At 66.4% G+C, this 22210-nt stretch carries 21 protein-coding genes; 15 read left to right on the forward strand and 6 right to left on the reverse strand.

The window, feature by feature from the left end; translation table 11 throughout:
- Position 1: 1 nt before the first annotated feature.
- Complete coding sequence (locus tag AC1RNQ_RS00690) at positions 2-1147, reverse strand: acyl-CoA dehydrogenase family protein (protein ID WP_493168100.1); 1146 nt, start codon at positions 1145-1147, stop codon at positions 2-4.
- Positions 1148-1298: 151 nt separating this feature from the next.
- Here AC1RNQ_RS00690 and AC1RNQ_RS00695 point away from each other — a divergent pair, with 151 nt between their 5' ends.
- Positions 1299-2417, forward strand: a complete 1119-nt coding sequence (locus AC1RNQ_RS00695) for a GntR family transcriptional regulator (protein WP_493168102.1) — start codon at positions 1299-1301, stop codon at positions 2415-2417.
- On the opposite strand, the gene AC1RNQ_RS00700 is transcribed toward AC1RNQ_RS00695, so the two are convergent.
- A complete protein-coding gene (locus AC1RNQ_RS00700) occupies positions 2409-3101 on the reverse strand; it encodes a hypothetical protein (protein WP_493168104.1) in 693 nt (230 codons plus the stop codon). The genes AC1RNQ_RS00695 and AC1RNQ_RS00700 overlap by 9 nt on opposite strands.
- A 94-nt stretch (positions 3102-3195) precedes the next feature.
- Between AC1RNQ_RS00700 and AC1RNQ_RS00705 the strand changes: the two genes are divergently transcribed.
- Genes AC1RNQ_RS00705 through AC1RNQ_RS00735 form a run of 7 tightly spaced genes read left to right on the forward strand, consistent with a single transcriptional unit; the run spans position 3196 to position 10531 of the window.
- Positions 3196-3996, forward strand: coding sequence for an enoyl-CoA hydratase/isomerase family protein (locus tag AC1RNQ_RS00705; RefSeq protein WP_493168105.1), 801 nt, complete (start codon positions 3196-3198; stop codon positions 3994-3996).
- 18 nt (positions 3997-4014) lie between these two features.
- On the forward strand, positions 4015-5091 hold the full coding sequence (locus AC1RNQ_RS00710; RefSeq protein ID WP_493168107.1) for an acyl-CoA dehydrogenase family protein: 1077 nt from the start codon (positions 4015-4017) through the stop codon (positions 5089-5091).
- A complete protein-coding gene (locus tag AC1RNQ_RS00715) occupies positions 5088-6293 on the forward strand; it encodes an acyl-CoA dehydrogenase family protein (protein ID WP_493168109.1) in 1206 nt (401 codons plus the stop codon). Before AC1RNQ_RS00710 ends, AC1RNQ_RS00715 begins: the two co-directional genes overlap by 4 nt.
- Before the next feature lie 40 nt (positions 6294-6333).
- A complete protein-coding gene (locus AC1RNQ_RS00720) occupies positions 6334-7758 on the forward strand; it encodes an MFS transporter (RefSeq protein WP_493168111.1) in 1425 nt (474 codons plus the stop codon).
- A 34-nt stretch (positions 7759-7792) separates the two neighbouring features.
- Positions 7793-8950, forward strand: a complete 1158-nt coding sequence (locus tag AC1RNQ_RS00725) for an NADH:flavin oxidoreductase (RefSeq protein WP_493168112.1) — start codon at positions 7793-7795, stop codon at positions 8948-8950.
- A 25-nt stretch (positions 8951-8975) separates the two neighbouring features.
- Positions 8976-9767, forward strand: coding sequence for an SDR family NAD(P)-dependent oxidoreductase (locus AC1RNQ_RS00730; protein ID WP_493168113.1), 792 nt, complete (start codon positions 8976-8978; stop codon positions 9765-9767).
- Positions 9764-10531 (forward strand): SDR family NAD(P)-dependent oxidoreductase, encoded by a 768-nt coding sequence (locus AC1RNQ_RS00735; protein ID WP_493168115.1) that lies wholly within the window; start codon positions 9764-9766, stop codon positions 10529-10531. The genes AC1RNQ_RS00730 and AC1RNQ_RS00735 overlap by 4 nt, the downstream gene beginning before the upstream one ends.
- A gap of 6 nt (positions 10532-10537) precedes the next feature.
- On the opposite strand, the gene AC1RNQ_RS00740 is transcribed toward AC1RNQ_RS00735, so the two are convergent.
- Positions 10538-11107 carry a nuclear transport factor 2 family protein gene (locus tag AC1RNQ_RS00740; RefSeq protein WP_493168116.1) on the reverse strand — a complete coding sequence of 190 codons (570 nt, stop codon included), beginning with the start codon at positions 11105-11107 and terminating at the stop codon, positions 10538-10540.
- Positions 11108-11181: 74 nt separating this feature from the next.
- Here AC1RNQ_RS00740 and AC1RNQ_RS00745 point away from each other — a divergent pair, with 74 nt between their 5' ends.
- Positions 11182-12492 carry an oxidoreductase gene (locus tag AC1RNQ_RS00745; RefSeq protein WP_493168118.1) on the forward strand — a complete coding sequence of 437 codons (1311 nt, stop codon included), beginning with the start codon at positions 11182-11184 and terminating at the stop codon, positions 12490-12492.
- 4 nt (positions 12493-12496) lie between these two features.
- On the opposite strand, the gene AC1RNQ_RS00750 is transcribed toward AC1RNQ_RS00745, so the two are convergent.
- Genes AC1RNQ_RS00750 through AC1RNQ_RS00760 form a run of 3 tightly spaced genes read right to left on the reverse strand, consistent with a single transcriptional unit; the run spans position 12497 to position 15558 of the window.
- The gene (locus AC1RNQ_RS00750) at positions 12497-13315 is read right to left on the reverse strand and encodes an enoyl-CoA hydratase-related protein (protein WP_493168119.1); all 819 of its coding nucleotides are present in this window, start codon (positions 13313-13315) and stop codon (positions 12497-12499) included.
- The gene (locus AC1RNQ_RS00755) at positions 13316-14392 is read right to left on the reverse strand and encodes an acyl-CoA dehydrogenase family protein (protein ID WP_493168121.1); all 1077 of its coding nucleotides are present in this window, start codon (positions 14390-14392) and stop codon (positions 13316-13318) included. It abuts the gene before it with no gap.
- On the reverse strand, positions 14389-15558 hold the full coding sequence (locus tag AC1RNQ_RS00760; protein WP_493168122.1) for an acyl-CoA dehydrogenase family protein: 1170 nt from the start codon (positions 15556-15558) through the stop codon (positions 14389-14391). Before AC1RNQ_RS00760 ends, AC1RNQ_RS00755 begins: the two co-directional genes overlap by 4 nt.
- Before the next feature lie 244 nt (positions 15559-15802).
- On the opposite strand from AC1RNQ_RS00760, the gene AC1RNQ_RS00765 reads away from it, so the two are divergent.
- Genes AC1RNQ_RS00765 through AC1RNQ_RS00790 form a run of 6 tightly spaced genes read left to right on the forward strand, consistent with a single transcriptional unit; the run spans position 15803 to position 22208 of the window.
- Positions 15803-17008, forward strand: coding sequence for a cytochrome P450 (locus AC1RNQ_RS00765; protein WP_493168124.1), 1206 nt, complete (start codon positions 15803-15805; stop codon positions 17006-17008).
- The gene (locus AC1RNQ_RS00770; RefSeq protein ID WP_493168126.1) at positions 16996-18147 is read left to right on the forward strand and encodes a serine hydrolase domain-containing protein; all 1152 of its coding nucleotides are present in this window, start codon (positions 16996-16998) and stop codon (positions 18145-18147) included. The genes AC1RNQ_RS00765 and AC1RNQ_RS00770 overlap by 13 nt, the downstream gene beginning before the upstream one ends.
- Positions 18144-19394 (forward strand): cytochrome P450, encoded by a 1251-nt coding sequence (locus AC1RNQ_RS00775; protein ID WP_493168128.1) that lies wholly within the window; start codon positions 18144-18146, stop codon positions 19392-19394. The genes AC1RNQ_RS00770 and AC1RNQ_RS00775 overlap by 4 nt, the downstream gene beginning before the upstream one ends.
- 15 nt (positions 19395-19409) lie before the next feature.
- Positions 19410-19574: a rubredoxin gene (locus tag AC1RNQ_RS00780; protein WP_493168130.1), complete on the forward strand. Its 165-nt coding sequence runs from the start codon at positions 19410-19412 to the stop codon at positions 19572-19574.
- 1 nt (position 19575) lies between these two features.
- The gene (locus tag AC1RNQ_RS00785; RefSeq protein ID WP_493168132.1) at positions 19576-21156 is read left to right on the forward strand and encodes a GMC family oxidoreductase; all 1581 of its coding nucleotides are present in this window, start codon (positions 19576-19578) and stop codon (positions 21154-21156) included.
- A gap of 8 nt (positions 21157-21164) precedes the next feature.
- Positions 21165-22208, forward strand: coding sequence for a protein kinase family protein (locus AC1RNQ_RS00790; protein ID WP_493168134.1), 1044 nt, complete (start codon positions 21165-21167; stop codon positions 22206-22208).
- Positions 22209-22210 lie beyond the last annotated feature (2 nt).

Consider the following 22210-nt stretch of genomic DNA (forward strand, 5'->3'; position numbering starts at 1 on the left):
ATCAGTTGCCCCGCGGCAGGCCAAGATGGCGGCCCGAAATCATGTTGAGCTGCACCTCCGCCGCGCCCGCCGCGATGCCGGCGGTGATCGCCGAGTTGAACTGCGCGCGCAGATGGCCGTCGGCGCCGTCGACCAGCAGGTCGGGCAAATAGGTCGAGGTCAGGTTGGCGACCGCATGGTCGGCCTGGATCATCGCCCAGCGCGCGAGATAGGTTTCCGCGCCGGGGTCGCGGTCCTTGGCGCGGCCGTCGATGACCAGATAGGTCTGGAGACGCGCCGCTTCCACCATCGCCAGCGCGGCGGCGCAATCGGCGCGCACCACGGGATCGTCGAAATCGCCGCGCGCCCGCAGCACATCGACGATATGCGCCAGGCCGCGCGCGGCCTTTTCATAACGGCCGGCGCCGATCCGTTCGTAATGGATGATCGTCTGGACGATGGTCCAGCCATTGCCCTCTTCCCCCAGCAGGGCGTCGGCCGGGAGGCGGGCGTCGGTGAAGAAGACCTCATGGAAATCATGCTGCGAGTGGACGCCGGCAATCGGCCGGATTTCGATGCCCGGCGTATCCATCGGCACGATGAAACAGCTGACGCCGCCCTTGCCCTTGCCGCCGACGCGCGCGAGCAGGAACATGATGTCGGCGCGCGCCGCATAGGAAGTCCAGATTTTCGATCCGTTGACGACATAATCGCCGCCGTCGGGTTCGGCGCGCGTCTGCATATTGCCAAGGTCGGTGCCGGCCTCGGGTTCCGAAAAGCCCTGGCACCAGAGCAGCTCGCCCGCGGCGATCGCCTGCAGATAGCGTTGCTTCTGCGTCTCGGTGCCGAATTTCATGATCGCGGGGCCGGCCCAGTTGGTGCCGAGATAGAGCGAGGATCGCGGTTCGCCGATCGACCACATTTCCTCGCTGATGATGATCTGCTGCCAGGCGCTCGCGTCGGCGCCGCCATAGGATTTCGGCCAGTGGCGCACGATGAGGTCGCGTTCGGCGAGCCGGGCGTTGAACAGGCGCGCATGGTCCATCAGCTTCGGGCTCGACGGGCCGTGCGGTGCATATTCGTCCCACCAATCGTCGGGAAGCGTGGCCAGCACCTCGTGGAGTTCGGCGCGATACGCCTCCTCCGAATCGCTCCACGCGAACTCCATCTTCCTCTCTCCTCTTAATTGGTATACTTATTCGCGACATCGCTCGCTTGTCAAACGAGAGGAAATTCAACAAGTGTCGGACCACGAGTGGGGCTTCATTCTCCCGGGGGACAGATTGGCCATGATAGGCGCGAGCAAGCGCAGGCGAAAATTGGGGGAGATCGTCGCCGAGCGGATCATCGGCGAGATCATCCGGCGCGGCTGGAACGAGGGCGAAGTGCTGGGCACCGAGGCCGATTTCATGGAGATGTTCCGCATATCGCGCGCGACGTTCCGCGAGGCGGTGCGTCAGCTCGAATGGCATGGCGCGGCGGGGATGCGGCGCGGCGTCTATGGCGGACTGGTCGTCAAGGCGCCGCCGCGCCACGCGATCGTCTATGGCGCGAAAACCTATTTCGGGCTGGCGTCGGTGGAACGGCCCTTGCTCGACGAAACCGCCGCCCTGTTGCGCACGGCGCCGCGGCTGCGCGCCGGCAACGCCGACAACCAGGCGATCGGATTGTTTCTCGAGGCGCTGGACAGCCGCACGATAACCGACCTGGCGAACGAGCGCATGGTCGCCGGATCGCTGCCGAAACTGAGCGAGACGATCGCGTTGCGCCTGGTGCAGGATATCGAAAGCGCGGGCGCGGAACGCGGCACCAATCTCGGCAATGAAGGCGATCTCCAGCGGCGCTACGGCGTGAGCCGCGCAGTGCTGCGCGAGGCGTTGCGACCGTTGGAACTCCACGACATCGTCCGGGTCAAGACCGGCGCGCAGGGCGGCGTGATCATCCGTGCATGCGACCCGACCTATACGATCGAGCTGGCATCGACCTACCTCACCTATTCGCGCATCCCGCTGTCGCATCTGTGGGAGGCGCAAAGCTGCCTCGAAATCGCCGCCGTCGAAAAATTCGTGCACCGGGCCGACGCCGAGTCGCTGCAGGCGCTCCGCAAGGCGCTGGAGCGGCTCGAAAGGGCATCGGCGAGCCATTATCTCGCCTCGGCGTGCGAATTTCACCAGATCATCGCCGACCATAGCGGCAGCCCCGCGATCGCGTTGTTCGTCGGCGTCGCGCTGCGTTATGGCCTGACCGTAATGCCGCGGCCCGATGAAAATTTCCTGCCCGAACTCAAGCTGCGGCACAGCGAGATGGTCGAGGCCATTGCGGCGGGCGACCGCGATGGCGCGATGGAGGCGATGCGCGCGATGTTCGACCATGCGCGCCGCTGGATCCGACGGATCGAGCGGCGGCAGGAGCAGATCGAGGCCGAATTTTCAGGCTGAGCCCGGGCAAATACCTTCGGAGGCGAAGGGCGCGGCGGCGACCCCCGACGTGTCGAGCGTCGGCGACAATATCATCCGTTCGGTTCCGGCGCGCGCCGCCAACTCGGCAAACGCGGATTCGGCGGCGCCCGTCGCTACCTCGTAGAGCGCGGCATAGCGATACGGATAGGCGCGCAGCGCCGGATGGTCGACCAGCCGGAAACGCTGTGCGGCGACGAAGCCCGGAATCGCCAGCACGTCGGGAATATGCGTGCCGCTGTACCAGTCGTTGAACGCCGCATCGTCGCCAGGCGTCGCGTTGGTCAATACGATATAGACCAGCCGATCCCCGCCCCCGGCATCGGGCGTCACCGCCGAGCGGACGCGCCCGGTCAGCGCCTCGCCGATCGCCATCATCATCGATTCGCCGTCGAGCGTGTCGCTCATCACCCATTCGCCGCCGCCCGCGCGGCGGAATATTTCGCCGAGCACGGCGGCGGGGTCGCCGTCGAGCCAATAGGCCGCGGCGTTCGACCAGCGCGGCGCCTCGGCAGCATCGGCGATTGCCAGAAACTCGCCGCGCAGGACGCCGGGCACGCCGCACACATCGGGCAGATGGTGCGCGACATACCAGTCGCGATGCGCCGCATCGCGGCCCGGCTTCGGGTTCTGCATGACGAGCAGGATCGCATTCGCGTCGGCCATGAAACTCTCTCCCTCATCCTCGATGTCGAATGGGGCTTGCCGCGAACCGCACTTCGATGCAAGAGATATGGTATACCAGTTAGGAGGATTGAGGGTGCCAGCGCGATACGCGAACTATTCGGCCATCAAGGTCGGGCAGGACGGCCATGTCCTGACGATCACGCTCGACAACCCGCCACTGAACGGCATGACGCCCGAGGCGCATGAGGAACTGACGCGCATCTGGGCCGACGCCGGGGCCGACCCCGGCGTGCGCGTGATCGTATTTACCGGCGCGGGCGAGCGCGGCTTCTGCGCCGGCGGCGACCCCAAAAAGATGATCGACAATTGGGGTAACCGCGAAAAATGGCACGTCGGCATTTTCGAAGCGCGCGCGATCATCGTCGCGATGCTCGAATGCCCGAAACCCGTCATCGCGCGGATCAACGGCCATGCGATGGGCATGGGCGCCAGCCTGGCGCTGGCCGCCGACATCACCATCGCGGTCGAGGATGCACTGATCGGCGATCCGCACGTCAGCGTCGGCCTGGCGGCGGGCGACGGCGGCGCTTTGCTGTGGCCCAATCTGGTCGGGCTGGTCGAGGCGCGGCGCCATCTGCTGGGCGGCGATCCGCTGCGCGGCAAGGAAGCCGCCGCCAAGGGGCTGATCACCGAATCGGTCGCGCGCGACGATCTCGACGCGATGGTCGCCAAATGGGTCGAAACCTTCCTGTCGAAATCGCCGAGTGCGCTGCAGACGACGAAGCAGGCACTGAACCTCGACATCCTCGACAAGGCGCGGCGCCTGATGGGCGAGATGCTGCGGCTCGAGACCCGGTCGTGGGAGTCGCCCAATCACCGCGAGGCGGTGCAGGCGATGATCGACAAGCGCCCGCCCGATTTCGTCGACGAGTGAACAGGAACCCCACGCATCATGTCCGATGACATCGACCTTGGCGTCCTTGCCGATAGCTTTGCCGAAATGCTGGGCGCCGAATGGCCGCGCGACAAGGCCGTCGCCTGGTCGCGCGCGCCCGGCATCCACGCCGACACGCTGTGGGACCAGATGGCGGCGCTCGGCTGGACCGCGCTGACCGTGCCCGAAAGCCACGGTGGCCTGGGCCTCGGCAACGAAGCGGCGGCGGCGCTGCATGGCGCGCTGGGGGCGGCGGCCGCGCCGGTGCCGATGCTCGGCACGACGCTGGCCACCGCGCTGCTCGTCGCGGCGGGAAGCGACGCGCAACGGGCCGATCTGTTGCCCCGGCTGGCGGACGGGTCGCTGCGCGCAGCGGTCGCGCAGCCCGCCGACGGCGTGGTCGCGATCGACGGCGGCGGTACGGCGAGCGGCAGCGTGGCCGACATGATCGACGCGCCATCGGCGAATATCCTGTTCCTGCGCGGCGACCGGGCAGGCCGGCCCTGCTGGATCGTCGTGCCGACCGATGCCGCGGGCGTGACGATCGCGCCCGACGCGCTGACCGACGCGACCCGCACGCTGGCTATGGTGACGCTCGACGGCGTGGCCGTGGGCGACGTAGCGATCATCCAGCCCGTCGACCCGGCGGAACTCGACGACCTGTTGCTGCGGACCGCGGCGATCGCGATCGCGGCCGATGCGGTCGGGGGGGGTGAAGCGGCGCTGGCCGGCACGATCGACTATATGAAGCTGCGCGAGCAATTCGGCGTCGTGATCGGATCGTTCCAGGCGCTGAAGCATCGGGTCGCCGACCACCAGGCAGCGCTGGTCGCGGCGCGCGGCCTGGTCGAACAGGCCGCCGCACGGACCGCCGACGATCCCCATGCGCTGCTCGACGCGCTGTCGGCCAAGCAGCATGTGACGCGGGTGGTCGCGGAGATCGCCCGCGACTGCATCCAGCTGCACGGCGGGGTCGGTTTCACCGCCGAATTTTTCCCGCACATCTATCTGAAGCGCGGCAAGCTCAACGAAGCCTTGTTCGGCACGCGGGTCGTCCTGCTCGACCGCATTGCCGACCTGTTGGAGGCCGCATGATGGCCCGGACCTACGACATTGTTTCCAAGGTCGGCGACGAAGCAGCCTTTCGCCAGGAAATTCGCGACTGGCTGGCGGCCGCCGTTCCCGCCGACTGGCGCCGGACCTGGCAGGCGGTGCGCGAAGCCGAGCTGAAGGCGATCGTCGTCGACTGGCTGGAGGAACGGCGCAAGGTCGGGCTCGCGACCCCGCATTGGCCGCGCGAATGGGGCGGGCCCGGCATTCCCTTTGCCTATCAGATCATCGTCTATGAAGAATTTGCGCGCGCCGATGCGCCCGAACTCGACATGTTCACCATCTCGCTGTTCCACACCCCGGCGACCTTGTTCGAACATGGCACGCAGGAACAAAAGGACCGCTATATCGGCGGTGTCGCCCAGGGGACCGATATCTGGTGCCAGGGCTTTTCGGAACCCGGCGCGGGGTCCGACCTTGCCTCGCTGCGCACCGCGGCGCGGCGCGAGGGCGATCATTATGTCGTCAACGGGCAGAAGATCTGGTCCTCCGCCGCGATGCACGCCGATTATTGCCTGTTGCTCGCGCGCACCGATCCGCACGGCAAGCGCAAGCATGACGGCATCTCCTATTTCATCATGGACATGAAGACGCCCGGGGTCGCGGTCCGCCCGATCCTGCAGATCACCGGCGAGTCCGAATTCGCCGAAATCTTCCTCGACGACGTCAGGATCCCGGTCGAAAACCTGATCGGGGCCGAAGGCAATGGCTGGAACATCGCGCAATCGACGCTGTCGACCGAACGCGGCCTGCTGATCTTCGGCGCGGTCGAGCGACTGGCGCGCTCGTTCGAACTCGACGCCAAGGAGGCGAAGGACGGCTGGATGAAGGACGTCCAGCTGCGCCGCGAATATGCCGCCTTCCACGCCGAGCTCCAGTCGCTGCGGCTGATGATCCGCAAGCTGCTGATCGAGCTGGAGGCCAATCCCGACAAGGCGTCGCCGACGCTGCCGACCTATATCAAGCTGATCTGGGGTCCGTTCCTTCAGCGCTACACCGAATTCCTGCTCCGCGCCGAGGGCATCGAGGCGCTGAAGTGGCAGCCGTCGATCCCGGGCACCGGGCACAGCAGCCGGCTGCGCATGAACGATTTCCTGAAAAGCTATGGCTGGACGATCGCCGGCGGGTCGAACGAGATCATGCGCAACATCGTGTCGGAGCGCATCCTCGGCCTGCCGCGGGGCTGACCGGGGCGAACGACGAGAGCAAGGGACGGGAGAGAGTGACGTGACCGAAGCATCGCCCGCGCCGCCGGGTCCGACGATCTTCTATCGTCTCGTCATCCCGTTGATGATCGCCGAGATCGTCGCCGCGCTCGAGCTGACGATGATCTATGCCGCGATGCGCAGCCTTGTCGCCGATTTCGGCGGCACCTCGGCCGCGGGCTGGCTCGTCACCTCGTTCATGCTGTCGTCGGCGGCAGGCGCCGCGCTGTTCGGGCGGCTCGGCGACCTGATGGGGCGGCGGCGCATCCTGTTGTGGGTGCTCGCGCTGTCGACCGCCGGCTCGCTGATTAGCAGTGTCACCAGCGACCTCGGCTGGCTGATTACCGGGCGCGCAATGCAAGGACTGGCGGGCGCGATCATTCCGCTGTGTTTCGGATTGATCCGCGAACGGGTCGCCGCCGAGCGCGTGCCGCTGGGTATCAGCCTCATTTCCTCGTCCGCCAGCATCGCGGCGGCCTCCGGGCTCGTGATCGGCGGGCTGATCATCGACTATTCGGACTGGTCGATGATCTTCAAGGTATCGGCGGCGATGGGGGCGATCGCCTTTCTGGTGGTGACCTTTTTCGTCGCGGCCGACAAAAGAGCGGATGCCGGGGGTGTCCGCGACGACCTGCTCGGCGGCCTGCTGTTCATCCCGGCGGCGCTCGGCCTGTTGCTCGCGATCGACAAGGCCGGCCACGCCGGTTTCACCGACCGGATGACGCTGATCTATGGTGCGATCTCGGCGCTGTCGCTGGTCGTATGGATCTGGCGCGAGCGCAGCGTCGCCAATCCGCTGATCAACGTGCGCCTGCTGGCGACGCCGCAGATCGCCTGGGCGAATATGCTGATGGTGACGATCGCGATCGGCGTGTTCCAGGGTGGGCAGATCATGGCGCTGTTCGGCCAGCAGTCGCCCGACACGGGGGTCGGACTGGGATTGAGCGCGACGCTCGCCGGCTTCCTGCTGCTCCCCGCCAATATCCTGACCGGGCTGATCTATCCGCTCGTCGCACGCGCCAACCAGCGTTTCGGCCCGCGCCCCGTCGCGACGGTCGGCTGCCTGATGGTGGTCGCCGCCTTCCTCGCGCTGATCGCCTGGCACGACGACATCGTGACCGTGATGCTGTTGCTGGTGGTCCAGTCGATCGGGCTCGGCATCGTCTATGTCACCGTGCCGATCGTCATCGTCGGCGCCGCGCCGATGGACCGGGTCAGCGAAGTCACCGGCATGATGGGCGTGATCCGCGCGACCGCGATGGCGATCGGCGCGCAAACCGTCGCCACCTTGCTGTCGACCAGCGGCGGCCATCATGGCGGTCCGACCGGGGTATTCCCGTCGGAGGCGGCGTATGAGGGCGTCTTCCTGTTCGTCGCCGCGACCGCGCTGGTCGGTGCGCTGGTCGCCCAGAAACTGCCGGGTCGCCTGGCCGCGCGGCCCGACTGACCCCCTACCGAACCCGTTGTCGAAAGGAACGCCGATGGACGGCCCGCTCTCCCCGCTCTTTTCTCCCTTCGCGCTCCGCTCGTTCACCCTTGCGAACCGCATCGTCATGGCGCCGATGACGCGTGGCTTTTCGCCGCAGGGCGTGCCCGGCACCGATGTCGCGGCCTATTATGCGCGGCGCGCCGACACCGGGCTGATCATCACCGAAGGGGTCGGGGTCGATCATCCGGCGGCGCTGGGGGGCAGCGGCGTCGATGGCGACAATGCACCGCATATGTACGGCAAGGCCGCGCTCGAAGGATGGCGCGGGGTGATCGATGCAGTCCACGCTGCGGGCGGGGTGATCATGCCGCAGCTTTGGCATCAGGGCGTGATGCGCCAGATGGGCACCGGCCCGCATCCCGACGTCGAATCGGTGCGGCCCTCGGGCATCTGGGGTCCGCTCGACAGGACCGCGATGGTCTCGCCCGATTATATGGAAGCGGTCGCCGCCAAGCCCGGGCGACCGATGACCGAGAGCGAGGTCGGCGACGTGATCGATGGCTTCGCGCGCAGCGCGCGCTGGGCGATGGAGGCCGGCTTCGACGGCATCGCGATCCACGGCGCGCATGGGTATATGGTCGACAATTTCCTGTGGGAAGGCACCAACAGCCGCGGCGATCGCTGGGGCGGCGACCATAAGGGCCGCACTGCCTTTGCGGTCGCGCTGGTCGAGGCGGTGCGCCGCGAGATCGGGCCCGACCCGGTGATCAATTTCCGCTTTTCGCAATGGAAGCAGCAGGACGTCCGTGCGCGCCTCGCCGACACGCCGGGGCAGCTCGAAGAGGTGCTGGGTCCGATAGCAGACGCCGGGGTCGACATCTTCGACGGCAGCCAGCGCTATTTCGACAAGGCCGAGTTCGACGGATCGCCGCTGAACCTCGCCGGCTGGGCGAAGAAGCTGACCGGCAAGGCGTCGCAGACGGTCGGCGGCGTCGGCCTGTCGTCGGGCGTCTATGATTCCAAACAGACCGGCGGATCCGACGCGGCGCGCGAAAATGTCGAGCGCGTGGCCGAACGGCTGGCGCGCGGCGAGTTCGACCTGGTCGGGGTCGGCCGCGCGATCATGCACGACCCGCAATGGACGCGCCGCATCCGCGAGGGCGACGACCTGCTGCCGTTCGACGAAAACTCGCGGCTCGTCCTCACCTGACGGCCGCATAGCGAAGGAAAATATCATGGCGGGATTGCTGGCGGGACGCACCGCGATCGTCACCGGTGCCGGGCGCGGGATCGGGCGCGGCATCGCGGTCGAACTGGCACGCGAAGGCGCGAATATGGTCGTTGCCTCGCGCTCGCAGGGCAGCATCGACGAGACGCTGGCCGAAGTCGCCGCGGCCGGCGGCACCGCGATCGGCATGGTCTGCGACGTCGGCAATCGCGACCATATCGGGGCGACGGTGGCGGGCGCGGCCGAGCGCTTCGGCGGCCTCGATATCCTGGTCAACAATGCGCAGAGCTTCGGCACAGCCGCGCAGCCGGCACCGACGCCGGTGATCACTCCGCTCGAGGATTTCAACGACGGCGAATGGGACCGCACCTTCGCGACCGGACCGACCGCGACCTATTTTTTCATGAAGGCCGCCTTCCCGCATTTGAAGGCGTCGGGCGCGGGCCGCATCATCAACTTCGGATCCTATTGGGGGCAGGTCGGCTATGAAGGCTCCGCCGCCTATAATGCGGCGAAAGAGGCGATCCGCGGCCTCACCCGCACCGCCGCGCGCGAATGGGGCAAATATGGCATCACCGCCAATGTCATCAATCCCGCGATCGCGTCCGACGCGCTCAAGAGCTTCGTGCGCAACCAGCCCGAGCATGCGCAAAAGGTGGTCGAGACGATCCCGCTGCGCCGTTATGGCGACATCTACAGCGACGGCGGCCGCCTCGCAGTATTCCTCGCCGGCGACGATGCGAGTTTTCTGACCGGCATGACCTTCCAGGCCGATGGCGGCCTGTTCATGTCGCCATGAGCGCCGGCGGCTTCGCGGGGCGCGTGGCGCTGGTCACCGGCGGCGCGTCGGGCATCGGCGAGGCGATCGTCCGGCGCCTGGCGGCCGATGGCGCTTCGGTCCTGTTCACCGATATCGCCGAAGACGCAGGCGGCGCGCTGGCAGCCAGCCTGGCCGACCGGGTCCGTTTCGAGCGCGCCGACGCCACGCACGAACCCGATGCGGAGCGCAGCGTCGCCGCCGCGCTCGCTGCCTTTGGCCGGCTTGATATCGCGGTCAACAATGTCGGAAATTTCGGCGCCGGCGACGCGGCGGGCATCGGGCTGGAGGATGTCGCGCTGGGCGCGTGGGACAATACGATGCGCCAATGCCTGACGAGCTGCATGCTCGGCATGAAATATGCGCTGCCGCCGATGCTCGCGGCGGGATCGGGCAGCATCGTCAATGTCGCTTCGCTGGCGGGCATCCGGGTGACCCGTTTCGCTTCCTATGCCTATCATGCCGCGAAAGCCGGGGTCGTGCATCTCAGCGAGGCCGCGGCGGTGCTTTATGCCGGGCGCGGCATCCGCGTGAATGTCGTCGCGCCCGGCCTGACGCTGACGCCGAATATCGCCAGGGCGATGAGCGAAGAAGCAAGGGCCGCGCTGGTCGGCGAGTTTCACCCGTCGCAGCAGATGGTCTCGCCCGAGCAGATCGCCGACGCGGTGGCATGGGCCGCCTCCCCCGCCGGAGCCCGCGCGACCGGGCTGGTCATCCCGATCGACGGCGGCTGGTCGGCGCGCTGAGCCCGATCAGGGCAGGCTGGTCACCCGGGCCATGGCGCCCGGATAGGCCGCCCAATAGTTGGCCCAGCTGTCATCCGATTGCGGCAATTCGCAGGCAAAGCGATCCTCGCGACCGGGCCATTTGTTGAAATCGATCGACCGCGGCGCGGTATGTACATCGCCGACGAACAGGAAGCGCGGACGGCGGCCGAGGAAATGCCAATGTTCCCCGACGCGCACATAGCGGTCGAAATAGATCATCAGATTGACGATCCAATGGTCGCCATCCTCATGCTCGGCGCGGCAATAGACGGTGCCGCGTGCGCTGTCCGCCGCGATGTCGGTGATCACATGACCGACCACTTGGTGAAAACTGCGATAAAAGCCCGCGAGCACCGGGCCGTAAAAGGCGCGCGCGCCGTCGGCGCCGGTGCCATGCTCGCCGAAGCGCGTCTGCGGAGCGAACAACACACCCAGATCGGCGAGATTGCGGCTGTCGACCGCGCGCGCATAGCGCGCCGCGAGTTGCTGGATCGCGAGTTGCGCCTCGACCTTTTCAAGCCGCTCAACCCAGGTGTCCCTTGCGCTGACCGCCATCGCCTCCCCCTTGCCACTAGATTATATCAGTATACTATTTAAACGAATGGAGTCGAGCAAGGGGAGAGTCCAAGATGCTGCTGACCGCCGCGATGGAGACGACGGACGATGCGGGGTCGCCGGCGCCGGAGGGCCAGATAACCGCCAGTGCGGCGGGCGGCTCCCGCGGGCAACCGCTTGACGTGTCCCCGCTGTTTGCGCCGTTGAAGCTCGGCCGGCTGACGCTGGGCAATCGCTTCGTCATGGCGCCGATGGGGCGCGGTTCGGCGAGCGACGGTGTGGTGGCGCCGGCCTATGCCCCCTATTACGCCCGCCGCGCCGCAGGCGGCGCCGGGCTGGTGATCGGCGAGGCCACCGCGATCGACCATCCGACCGCGATGCATATGAAGAGCAGTTCGACGATTTATGGCGCGGGCGCCGAAGCGTGGGGCCGGGTTGCCGACGCCGTTCATGCCGAGGGCGGCGCGTTCATGCCGCAGATCTGGCATGCCGCGCTGATGCGATCCCCCTATCCCGCCAGCGACCCGAAGCTGGAGATGGCGAACCGCCATATGAAATCGATGGGGCCGTCGGGGCTCTATATGCCCGGGTTGATCGATCCATCGGAAACGCCGCCCGATCCGGTGCAGGTCGAGGAGCCGATGAGCGTGGCCGAGATCGACGCCTGCATAGCGGCCTATGCTCAAGCTGCGGCGACCGCGATGGCGATCGGTTGCGACGGTGTGAACATCCATGGCGCGCATGGCTATCTGATCGACGAATTCCTGTGGTCGCGCTTCAACCGCCGCACCGACAAATATGGCGGCAGCATCGCCAACCGGGTGCGCTTTGCGACCGAGGTCGTCGCGGCTTGCCGCGCTGCGACTGCCCCAGACTTCCCGATCATGCTGCGCCTGTCGCAATGGAAGCAGCAGGATTATCGCGCCCGCATCGCCGATTCCGCCGACGAGCTGGCCGCCATCGTCGTCCCGCTGGCCGAGGCCGGGGCCGACCTGTTCGATTGCTCGACGCGCCGATTCTGGGAGGCCGAATTTGCGGGATCGGACCTCAGCCTGTCGGGCTGGATGAAACGGTTGACCGGCAAGCCGACGATGATGGTCGGATCGCTGGGCATTGCGAAAGAGGTGCTCGAAAAGGATGCGATGGCCGCGCTGCGCGCCGTCGCGGCGGGCGGCAAGGCCGCAGCACCGACGGACGGCCCTGTGATCGACGGCCCGCCGCATATGCTGGAAGAGGCGCTGCGCCGCTTCAATCGCGGCGATTTCGACCTGCTGGGTGTGGGGCGGATGATGATCGCCAATCCCGATTTCGCAAACCGCGTCCGCACGGGCGACTATGCCGGCCTGCAAGTCTATCGCACCGAGCATCTGATGACGCTCGAATAAAAGCCTAGCCGTCGCTGACCGGCGGCGCGAAGGGCGCGGTGACGGGTATGAAGCGTGCGGGACGGCCCGCGCGCTTCGCCGCCAGTGCCTCGCCGAAATCGGCGCCGTGCAATGTCTCGCGCGTCAGTTCGGTAGCTTTCGCCCGCGCCGTCTCGAACGTCTCGCCGTCGGCATCGGCGAGCTGGCGCTTGATCAGCGCGAAACTCGACGGCGCGCCTTCGGCAAGGTCGACCGCATAGGCGAAGGCGGCGTCATGAAAGCCCTCGCACGGCAACACACGCGACACGAGGCCTTTGGCATAGGCCTCGTCGGCAGCGACGCGCCGCGCCGACATCAGCATCTCGGCCGCGTTTCCGGGCCCGATCAATCGCGACAAGGACCAGGCGAGCCCGCCCTCGGCGCAGAGCCCGAGACGGGCGAAGGGTGCGACGAAGACCGCATCGTCGGCGGCGATGCGGATGTCGGCGGCACAGGCGAGCGCAAGGCCGATCCCCGCGCAGGGACCATGGATCGACGCGACGACCGGCTTGGGCAGCAACATCAGCCCGTCGTAGCGCAGACCGCCAGACCCCGAATTCTCCGCCGCCGGATCGTCCGAAAGCTCGTCCAATACCCGCATGTCGGCGCCGGCGCAAAAACCCTTTCCCGCGCCCGCGAGCAGGATCACCCGAACATCGGGATCGGCGGCGGCGCGGGTGAAGGCGGCGGTCAGTCCGCGCGACAGTTCGCCGTTCGACGCGTTCAGGCGCTCGGGACGGTTGAGGGTGATCCGGGCGACGCCGCGATCGACCGCATACAGAACGACGCCCTCTTCGCTATCCATCTACCAGCCTGCCAGATCCGCCGCGCGGAGCCGGTGGCGGCTGGGCGATCCCAGCCAGGCCCAGTCGAGCATGGCGCGCTTCATATAGATGTGCGTGTCATGCTCCCAAGTAAAGCCGATGCCGCCATGCGCCTCGACCGTGTCGCGCGTGACCTGAAGATAGGTGTCGGTCAGATGCGCCTTGGCCTGCGCGGCGGCATGCGCGGCCTTGTCGGGCAAAGCGTCCCAGGCATGGGCGGCATACCAGTAGAGCCCGCGCGCCGGTTCGGTCGCCAGCGCCATTTCGACAAGCTGGTAACGCAGCCCCTGAAAGCCCGCGACCGGCTGACCATATTGTTCGCGCACCCGCGCATAGTCGACCGACATCTTCACGCAGCGTTCGGCGCCGCCAAAGGCATCGGCGGCGAGCAGCACCGCCGCCGCGTCGATCAGCCGGTCGCGCGCCGCCAGCCCGTCGGGCAACAGTTCGGCCGCGGCGCTATCGAAGGTCACCGTATCGACCGGCCGCGTGCGGTCACCGCTGTCGATGCGCTGCGTCGTGTAAGTCGCGCTCTTGTCGACCAGTGCCAGCCCTTCGGCGACCCCGACGACGATCAGGTCGGCCTCGGCGGCATTGGGCACCAGCACCTTGGTGCCGCTGATACCGCCCGCGGCCGTCAGGCGCCAGTCGTCGGGGAACCACGCGCCCTGTCCTTCGCCGAACGCGACCGTCGCCAATATCTCGCCACTTGCGAGCTTCGGCAACCATATGGCCTTTTGCGCGTCGCTGCCGCCCAGCGCGATCGCGACCGTCGCAAGCGTGTGGCCGAGCCAGGGAACCGGCGCCGCATAGGCGCCGAGCAATTCGGTGACGATGGCGAGGTCGACCATCGCGAGGCCCAGCCCGCCATGCTCCTCCGGCACGAAGATCGCGGGCAGGCCGAGTTCGACCAGCCCCGCCCAGAGGTCGGCATCGAACTGCGCATCGCCCTCGACATCGAAAATCTTGTGGACGCGCAGCGGGTCGCAGCGATCGCGCAGCAGATCCTCGATCGAGGCGAGCAGAGCAAGCTGGTCGTCGGACAGGAGGAAGTTCATGCGCCCGCTCCCTGACCCCGATCGCGCGGCAGGCCGAGGCTGCGTTCGGCAATGATGTTGCGCTGGATGTTCGACGTGCCGCCGGCGATCGACATCGACAACGAGATCATGAATCGCTCGATCCATTTGAGCCGCGCGCCGCCCATGTCGGTGAAATCATCCTCGATGATGTCGCGTGCCAGTTTCGAAATCCGCCCCGCGAGTTCGGTCATGTAGAGTTTCGGCATCGTCTGGAAGGCCCCGATGTCGCGGTCGTGCATGTCGTGCGACGTCGCGCGATAGGTCGAGTAAGTGAGCGACATCAGCTGGCCCTCGATCGCGGCCAGTTCCTCGCGGATGCGCGGGTCCTTGATCGCGGGTCGCCCGTCGCGCTCGACCTCCTTCGCCATCTTCACCAGGTCGCGGAACATCGACAGGCTCCAGGTCATCGACGAGATGCCCGACCGTTCGGCTTTCAGCGTCGAGCGCGTGACGTTCCAGCCCTGCCCGCGCTCACCGACCAGCATGTCGGCGGGGGTTTCGGCATTGTCGAAAAAGACCTCGTTGAATTCCTTCTGCCGCGTCATCTGGATCAGCGGGCGGACGGTGACGCCCGGCTGCCGGATGTCGACGAGGAGATAGGAGATGCCGGCATGTTTCGGCGCGTCGGGCTCGGTACGGACCAGGCAGAACATATGCGTCGCCTTATGCGCATGGGTGGTCCAGATCTTCTGGCCGTTGATGATCCATGTGTCGCCGACCAGCTCGCCCTTGGTGCGCAGCGACGCGAGGTCCGATCCGGCATTGGGTTCCGAAAAGCCCTGCGCCCAGACGATGTCGCCGCGCAGTGTCGGCGCGATGAAGCGCTCCTTCTGCTGCTCGGTGCCCCATTCGAGCAGGGTCGGGACGACGAGCCCGTTGCCGGGGATACGTCCGGCCGGCGCCCGCGCCTTGGTCAGTTCCTCGCGGATGATCTCCGCCCGGCCGATGTCGGGCGCCTGCTCGCTGCCACCGAAACGCTTGGGGATGGAGCGATGGAGATAGCCGCGCTCGATCGCCGCGATGACAAAGGCCCGCTCATGCTCGCGCGATTTCAGATTGCCGTCGGCGGGCGGCCAATGCTGGCCGATGAAATCCCGCACCTCCCGACGAAAGGCGTCATATTCCGCCCCGAAGCCCAGTTCCATCCTCAATCCTCTATATCATTCGTGCCCCTCCTCTCAAATCCTCCTCCCGCAAAGAGTCAATCGAAAAGGTGATAATCAGATAACTAAGTCACTTGATTATGCGCTGCGGAGCGCGCACCTTCGCGGCGATGGAGTCGTGGTGGAAGCGTGTAGTCCCAAGCGGCACAATACGGATTGACAAATTCTGTCCAAACGTCAGAACTGCTGAAAAGCGCGGGCGCAGACCCGATGGGTGAGGAGACGCATGATGCCGCAGACAGTCGCGGTCCCGGACAATGTGCCGCCCGAACTGGTGGTCGATTTCGACTTCTATACGCTGGCGGGCAAGGCCGAGGACATCCAGATGGCCTGGGCCGAGTTGCACAAGGGCCCCGACATCGTCTGGACCCCGCATTATGGCGGTTACTGGATCGCGACGCGCGCTGCCGACATCCAGGTGATGCAGGTCGATCACGAACATTTCAGCCACAATGAATTCGACATCCCGCTGAACCCCGGCCGGATGAAGTCGATCCCGCTGTCGCTCGATCCGCCCGATCACACCCCCTATCGCAAGCTGCTGATGACCGGTTTCACCCCGCAAAAGGTCAGGCAATATTCGGAGGTGGCACGCGAAACCGCACAGGCGCTCGTCGCGAAGCTGAAGCCGCGTGGCGAATGCGAATTCATCGACGATTTTGCCAAAGTGCTGCCGATCAACGTCTTCCTGACCATGATGGGCCTGCCGCTGGACGACCGCGAATTCCTGTTGCCGCGCGCCGAGATCGCCGTGCGCAGCAACGACATCGAGCTGAAGGCCAAGTCGCAGGGCGAACTCATCGCCTATCTGATGGGCCATATCGAGGCCCGCAGGGCGAACCCGCAGGACGACCTGCTGGGGATGATCGTCAACGGCGAGGTCGGCGACCGCCCGCTGACGCCCCCCGAAGTGCTCGCCATGTCGATCCTGGTGCTCGTCGGCGGGCTGGATACCGTTGCCTCGCAGCTCGGTTTCGTGGCTCATTTCCTGGCGAACAGCCCGGAGCACCGCCACGAGCTGGTCGAAAACCCGAAGCTGGCGCAGGTCGCGTGCGAGGAATTCCTGCGCCGTTACGGCCTGCCGAACACCGCTCGCGAGTTGACCGGCGATTATGAGTATAAGGGCATCCGGTTCAAAAAGGGCGACATGATCCAGATGCCCAAATGCCTTTACGGGCTGGACGACCGGATCAACGCCAACCCGACCGTGGTCGATTTCCATCGCAAGCCGTCGGAGATCAAGCACGCGGCCTTTGGCGCGGGGCCGCATGTGTGCCCCGGCAATGTGCTGGCGCGGCGCGAACTGATCATCTTCCTCGAGGAATGGTTGCCCGCGATCCCCGATTTCGAGGTCGATCCCGACCGTCCCGCCGAATTCGCCGCGGGCAGCGTCAACGGGGTCGACAAGCTCTATCTGAAATGGGCGGTATGATGGCGGTCGACGACAGTCCTGTCCGCGCCGCGATCCGCGCCGCGATCGATGCGGGGCATGAAGAAGCGGTGCATGTCGTCGCCTATCACAAGGGGGCGAAGGTTCTGGACGTGTGGGACGGCCTGGCCGACCCGGCCTCGGGCCGCAAGGCCGATGCCGACACGCTCTACAATGTCTATTCGGTGACCAAGGCGGTCGCGGCGACCGCGCTCCACATCCAGGCCGAGCGCGGCCATATCGACTATGACGCGCCGATCGCCGATTATTGGCCCGAATTCGCGCAGAACGGCAAGGCGGCGGCGACCGTGCGCCACGCGCTTACCCACCGCGCCGGGGTGCCGCTGATGCCCGAGGGCGTGACGCCCGAAAAAATGTGCGACTGGGACTATATGACCGGCGCGATCGCGGCGATGGAACCGCTCGCGCCGCCGGGCGAAAAGACGCTGTACCAGTCGATGACCTTCGGCTGGATCATCGGCGAACTGGTGCGCCGCACCGACCCGAAGGGCCGCGACTTCCGCCGGTTCATCCGCGACGAAATCAGCGCGCCGCTGGGCCTGACGGACCTGTGGATCGGCATCCCCGACGACGTGGCCGGCCGCGTCGCAACGATGTCGAACCGCAACGAGAACGACCCGCCGCCGCCCGCCGCGACGCTTTATGCCCGGTCGATGCCGGCGGCGGTCGATCTGGTCCCGCCGGTGTTCGCGCGGCCCGACGTCCAGCGCGCCTGCATCGCCGGAGTCGGCGGCATCTTCAACGCGCGCGACGAGGCGCGTTTCTGGGCGATGCTCGCGGGCGGCGGCGAACTGGACGGGGTTCGCCTGCTGTCGGCCGACCGCGTCGCAGGATTTTCGACGATCCGCGACAATGGCGACGAGCCCGATCCGGTCATGTTCGGTTTCCCGATCCCGATCAGCATCGGCGGATATTGGCTGGGCGGCCACCGCGTCAGCAGCCCGCGCGCCGTCTGGCATCCCGGCGCGGGCGGCTCGCTCGGCTGGGCCGACCCCGATCAACAGCTCGCCGTGGCGGTGTGCCACAACCGCATGTTCAACGCGCGCGACCCGCAGGACGATCCGATCCTGCCGATTTCAAGGGCCGCGGTCGCGGCGCTCGGCCTGGAGTGGACATCATGACCGTCATGCCCCGCCTCGAGGATCTAGAGGACAAGAGCTTCGATCCGTTCCTGGTCGAGAAACTGTCGACCGGCAACTGCCCCGATCCCTATCCGCGGATTCACGAGCTGATGCGGCAAGGCGCGGTGGTCGAGGGCAGCTATCGCATGCAGTTCACCGACGTTCCCGACGCCCAGATGGGGCATCTGCCGCAGGTGATGGTGCTGGGTTACGACGCGGTGATGAAGGTGCTGACCCAGCCCGAGATCTTCACCAACAAGGAAGCGTTCAAGCGCAACCTCGGCCGCTCGTTCGGCAATACGGTGACGGTGATGGACGCCCCCGAACACACCCATTACCGCAAGATATTCCAAAAAGCCTTCCTGCCGCAGATCGTCACCCAATGGGGCGAGACCGTGGTCGATCCCGTCGTCGACCGGCTGATGGGCGAATTCATCGGGCGCGGCGAGGCCGACCTGATCGAGGAATTCACCCACCATTACCCCTTCCAGGTCATCTATGCCCAGGTCGAACTGGAACCCGAACAGGCGCCGATATTCCACAAGCTGGCGATCGCGCAGATCCTGTCGTCGATCGGCCTGCCGCAGGGGCCCGAGGCGAGCACCAAGCTCGGAACCTTCTTTGGCGAGCTGCTGGCCCAGAAGCGCGAGAACCCCGGCACCGACCTGATCAGCCACCTCGCCACGGTCGAGGCCGGCGGCGAGCGATTGCCCGACGATGTGCTGATTTCGTTCCTGCGCCAGCTGATGAACGCGGGCGGCGACACCACCTATCGCGGCACGAGCGTGCTGCTGACCGGGCTGCTCACCCATCCCGACCAGCTGGCGGCGGTCGTCGCCGACCGCAACCTGATCCCGCAGGCGATCGACGAGGCGCTGCGCTGGGAAGGGCCGGTCACCTCGACCTTTCGCTATGCGGCGCAGGATACCGAAATCGACGGCATCCCGATCAAGGAGGGCACTTTCATCAACACGGTGCTGGCGTCGGCGAACCGCGATCCGCGCAAGTTCGAGAACCCCGATGTCTTCGACATTTTCCGGAGCCGCAGCACGCGCCACATCGCCTTCGCCAGTGGGCCGCACCTGTGCATCGGCCAGCATCTGGCGCGGGTCGAGATGACGCGGGCGCTGAACGCGATCCTCGACAAGCTGCCCAATCTGCGGCTCGATCCCGACAAGCCCGGCCCCGACATCAAGGGCCATTTGCTGCGCGTGCCCGAGCATCTGTGGGTCAAGTTCGACAGCTGACGGGAGCGCCACGCCATGAAGAAATGGATGTGCATGAATTGCGGCTGGATTTACGAGCAGGAGCTGGGCGATCCGGCGGGTGACATCGAACCCGGCACCGCGTGGGAGGATATCCCCGACGACTGGAAATGTCCCGACTGCGGCGCGCTGAAGTCCGAATTCGACATGGTCGAGATCTGACATGGGACCGTTCGACTATATCATCGTCGGCGCGGGATCGTCGGGCTGTGTCCTCGCCGAACGGCTGAGCCGCAGCGGCCGCCACAGGATTCTGGTGATCGAAAGCGGGCCGGTCGATTCGAACCCGCTGATCGACATGCCGCGCGGTTTCGGCAAGACGCTGATGGATCCCAGGCTGACCCATGCCTATGTCGCGAAAAAGACCGGCGGGCATAACGAACCCGAATATTGGGTGCGCGGCAAGGCGCTGGGCGGGTCGAGCTCGCTGAACGGCATGGTCTATGTTCGCGGGCAGCCGAGCGATTATGACGAGTGGGATTGCGACGGGTGGCGCTGGGCCGACCTGAAGCCGCATTTCAAGGCGCTCGAAAATCACGAACTGGGATCGTCCGACATGCGCGGCACGGGCGGCCCGCTCAACATCACCATCCATCCGACCAAGCTGCCGATCCTGGAGGCGATGATCGCCGCCGCCGCCGAAATGGGGGTGCCGACCGTCGACGACCTCAACTCGCTCGACAGCTCGGGCTTCGGGTACCAGCCGCGCAACATCTGGAAAGGCAAGCGGCAGAGCGCGGCGAAGATTTTCCTGCGTCCGGCGATGGAGCGGGCGAACGTCACCGTCGTCACCGACACCGACGTGCTGCGCCTGACGCACGAAGGCACGCGGATCACCGGCGTGCGGATTCGCGATGCCGCGGGCGAACGCGACATCGCCGCGACCGAAGTGGTATTGAGCGCCGGCGCGCTCAATACGCCGACCTTGCTCCAGCGGTCGGGGATCGGCCCCGCCGACCATCTGAAGAGCGTCGGCGTCGGCGTGCTGCACCATGCCCCCGGCGTCGGCCACAATATGCGCGAGCACCGGCTGCTGCGCGCGCAATATCGGCTGCGCGGCGGCAGCGAGAATTTCGCCTTTCAGGGCCTGGGCCTCTATCTCAGCGCGCTGCGCTATTTCCTGTTCAAATCGGGGCCGCTGACGTCGGCGGCGTTCGAGGTCGGCGGCTTCATCCGCACCGAACCCGGCAGCGGCCGGCCCGACGCCCAGCTCGGCATGGGGCCGATGTCGATCGACAGCAGCACCCCGGGGCTGTCGCTCCATAATTTCCACGGCGCGATGTGCGGCGGCTATGTCATGCGCCCCGAAAGCCAGGGCAGCATCCTGATCGCGGGGCCGGACATTGCGACGCCGGCGCTGATCGATCCCAATTATCTCGCCACCGAATATGACCGGCGGGTGTCGGTCGCGCTGTTCCGCGCGATCCGGACCTTGTTCGCCCAGCCGGCCCTCGCGCCCTTTGTCGTCGCGGAGATCGATCCCAGTGCCGGGATCGAGACCGACGACGAGATCGTCGACGCCTATCACCGGATCGGCGGCAGCGGCTATCACGCCGCCGGCACCTGCCGGATGGGTGCAGACCACGCATCGGTCGTCGATCCGAAGCTGCGCGTGCGCGGGGTCGAGGGGCTGCGCGTCGTCGATATTTCGGTCATGCCGTCGCTGGTGTCGGGCAACACCAATGCGCCGGCGATGGCGATGGCGTCGCGCGCCGGGGAAATCATCCTCGCCGACGCGGGCTGAACACGGCGGTGCGGGTTCCGACCAGCATCGCCGGGATCACGCCCGGCTGGCTGGGCGAGGCGCTGGCGCCGCGCTTTCCCGGCGTTCGGATCGACCGCATCGAACCCGTCGATGTGATCCACGGCGCTTGCACCAAGATCCGCCTCGCGGTGACCGGCGATCATCCCGACCTGCCGCCGACGATGATGGTGAAGGTCGGGTTCGAGCAGCACAGCCCCGCGATGCAGAAGATGCACGTCAACGAATATTACGCCTATCACGACCTGATGCCGACAACCGGACTCAACGTCCCCGACTGCCTGGCTGCGGTGATGGACGGCGAGGGCAAGGCGCTGGTGATCCTCGAGGATCTGTGCCTGCGCGACGTGCGCTTCCTGTCGTTGCAGCAGCCGATCGGGTTTGAACTGGCGAAAGATTTTCTGGCTGGCCTCGCCAAGCTCCACGCGCGCTGGTGGAACGCCCCCGAACTGGCCACTCAATTCGCCTGGGTGCCGGACACCAGCGAAGCCGCGATGACGCATTATTTCGGGTTGCTACTGACGCCCGAACATTTCGTCGGCTATGCTACATCCCCGCGCGGCGCGGCGATGCCGCGCTTCCTGCTCGATCCACCGCGCATCCGTGCCGCGCACGCGGCGATGCGCGAAGCGCATGAAGGGCAGGCGACGGTTATCAACCATGGCGACATGCATCTGGGCAATCTCTACGTCGATGCCGACGGAACGCCGGGCTTCCTCGATTCGCAGCCGCGCCTCGGCGCCTGGTCGATCGACGTCAGCTATTTTCTGATCGCCGGACTCGACCTCGTCGACCGGCGGCGCTGGGAAGGCGCGTTGCTCGCTTGTTATCTCGATTGCCTCCGGGCCGAGGGCGTGGACGCCCCGCCCTTCGACGATACCTGGGCCGCCTATCGCCGCGACGTCGTCTGGGGCCTGCTCATCTGGATGCTCAACGGATCGCATTTCCAGACCGAGGCGAACAACACCGCCGCCGCGACCCGCTTCGCGATGGCGATGGTCGATTTGGACAGCTTCGGCGCGCTGGGCGTGTGACG

This window comes from Sphingopyxis sp. GW821-FHT12F08 (assembly GCF_058806755.1).

What these genes read in the sequence shown, in the direction of transcription:
- AC1RNQ_RS00690 (WP_493168100.1), bottom strand. Translation starts at nt 1,147, where the DNA reads ATGGAGTTCGCGTGGAGCGATTCGGAGGAGGCGTATCGCGCCGAACTC.
- AC1RNQ_RS00700 (WP_493168104.1), bottom strand. Translation starts at nt 3,101, where the DNA reads ATGGCCGACGCGAATGCGATCCTGCTCGTCATGCAGAACCCGAAGCCG.
- AC1RNQ_RS00710 (WP_493168107.1), top strand. Translation starts at nt 4,015, where the DNA reads ATGTCCGATGACATCGACCTTGGCGTCCTTGCCGATAGCTTTGCCGAA.
- AC1RNQ_RS00715 (WP_493168109.1), top strand. Translation starts at nt 5,088, where the DNA reads ATGATGGCCCGGACCTACGACATTGTTTCCAAGGTCGGCGACGAAGCA.
- AC1RNQ_RS00725 (WP_493168112.1), top strand. Translation starts at nt 7,793, where the DNA reads ATGGACGGCCCGCTCTCCCCGCTCTTTTCTCCCTTCGCGCTCCGCTCG.
- AC1RNQ_RS00730 (WP_493168113.1), top strand. Translation starts at nt 8,976, where the DNA reads ATGGCGGGATTGCTGGCGGGACGCACCGCGATCGTCACCGGTGCCGGG.
- AC1RNQ_RS00735 (WP_493168115.1), top strand. Translation starts at nt 9,764, where the DNA reads ATGAGCGCCGGCGGCTTCGCGGGGCGCGTGGCGCTGGTCACCGGCGGC.
- AC1RNQ_RS00740 (WP_493168116.1), bottom strand. Translation starts at nt 11,107, where the DNA reads ATGGCGGTCAGCGCAAGGGACACCTGGGTTGAGCGGCTTGAAAAGGTC.
- AC1RNQ_RS00745 (WP_493168118.1), top strand. Translation starts at nt 11,182, where the DNA reads ATGCTGCTGACCGCCGCGATGGAGACGACGGACGATGCGGGGTCGCCG.
- AC1RNQ_RS00750 (WP_493168119.1), bottom strand. Translation starts at nt 13,315, where the DNA reads ATGGATAGCGAAGAGGGCGTCGTTCTGTATGCGGTCGATCGCGGCGTC.
- AC1RNQ_RS00755 (WP_493168121.1), bottom strand. Translation starts at nt 14,392, where the DNA reads ATGAACTTCCTCCTGTCCGACGACCAGCTTGCTCTGCTCGCCTCGATC.
- AC1RNQ_RS00760 (WP_493168122.1), bottom strand. Translation starts at nt 15,558, where the DNA reads ATGGAACTGGGCTTCGGGGCGGAATATGACGCCTTTCGTCGGGAGGTG.
- AC1RNQ_RS00765 (WP_493168124.1), top strand. Translation starts at nt 15,803, where the DNA reads ATGATGCCGCAGACAGTCGCGGTCCCGGACAATGTGCCGCCCGAACTG.
- AC1RNQ_RS00770 (WP_493168126.1), top strand. Translation starts at nt 16,996, where the DNA reads ATGGGCGGTATGATGGCGGTCGACGACAGTCCTGTCCGCGCCGCGATC.
- AC1RNQ_RS00775 (WP_493168128.1), top strand. Translation starts at nt 18,144, where the DNA reads ATGACCGTCATGCCCCGCCTCGAGGATCTAGAGGACAAGAGCTTCGAT.
- AC1RNQ_RS00780 (WP_493168130.1), top strand. Translation starts at nt 19,410, where the DNA reads ATGAAGAAATGGATGTGCATGAATTGCGGCTGGATTTACGAGCAGGAG.
- AC1RNQ_RS00785 (WP_493168132.1), top strand. Translation starts at nt 19,576, where the DNA reads ATGGGACCGTTCGACTATATCATCGTCGGCGCGGGATCGTCGGGCTGT.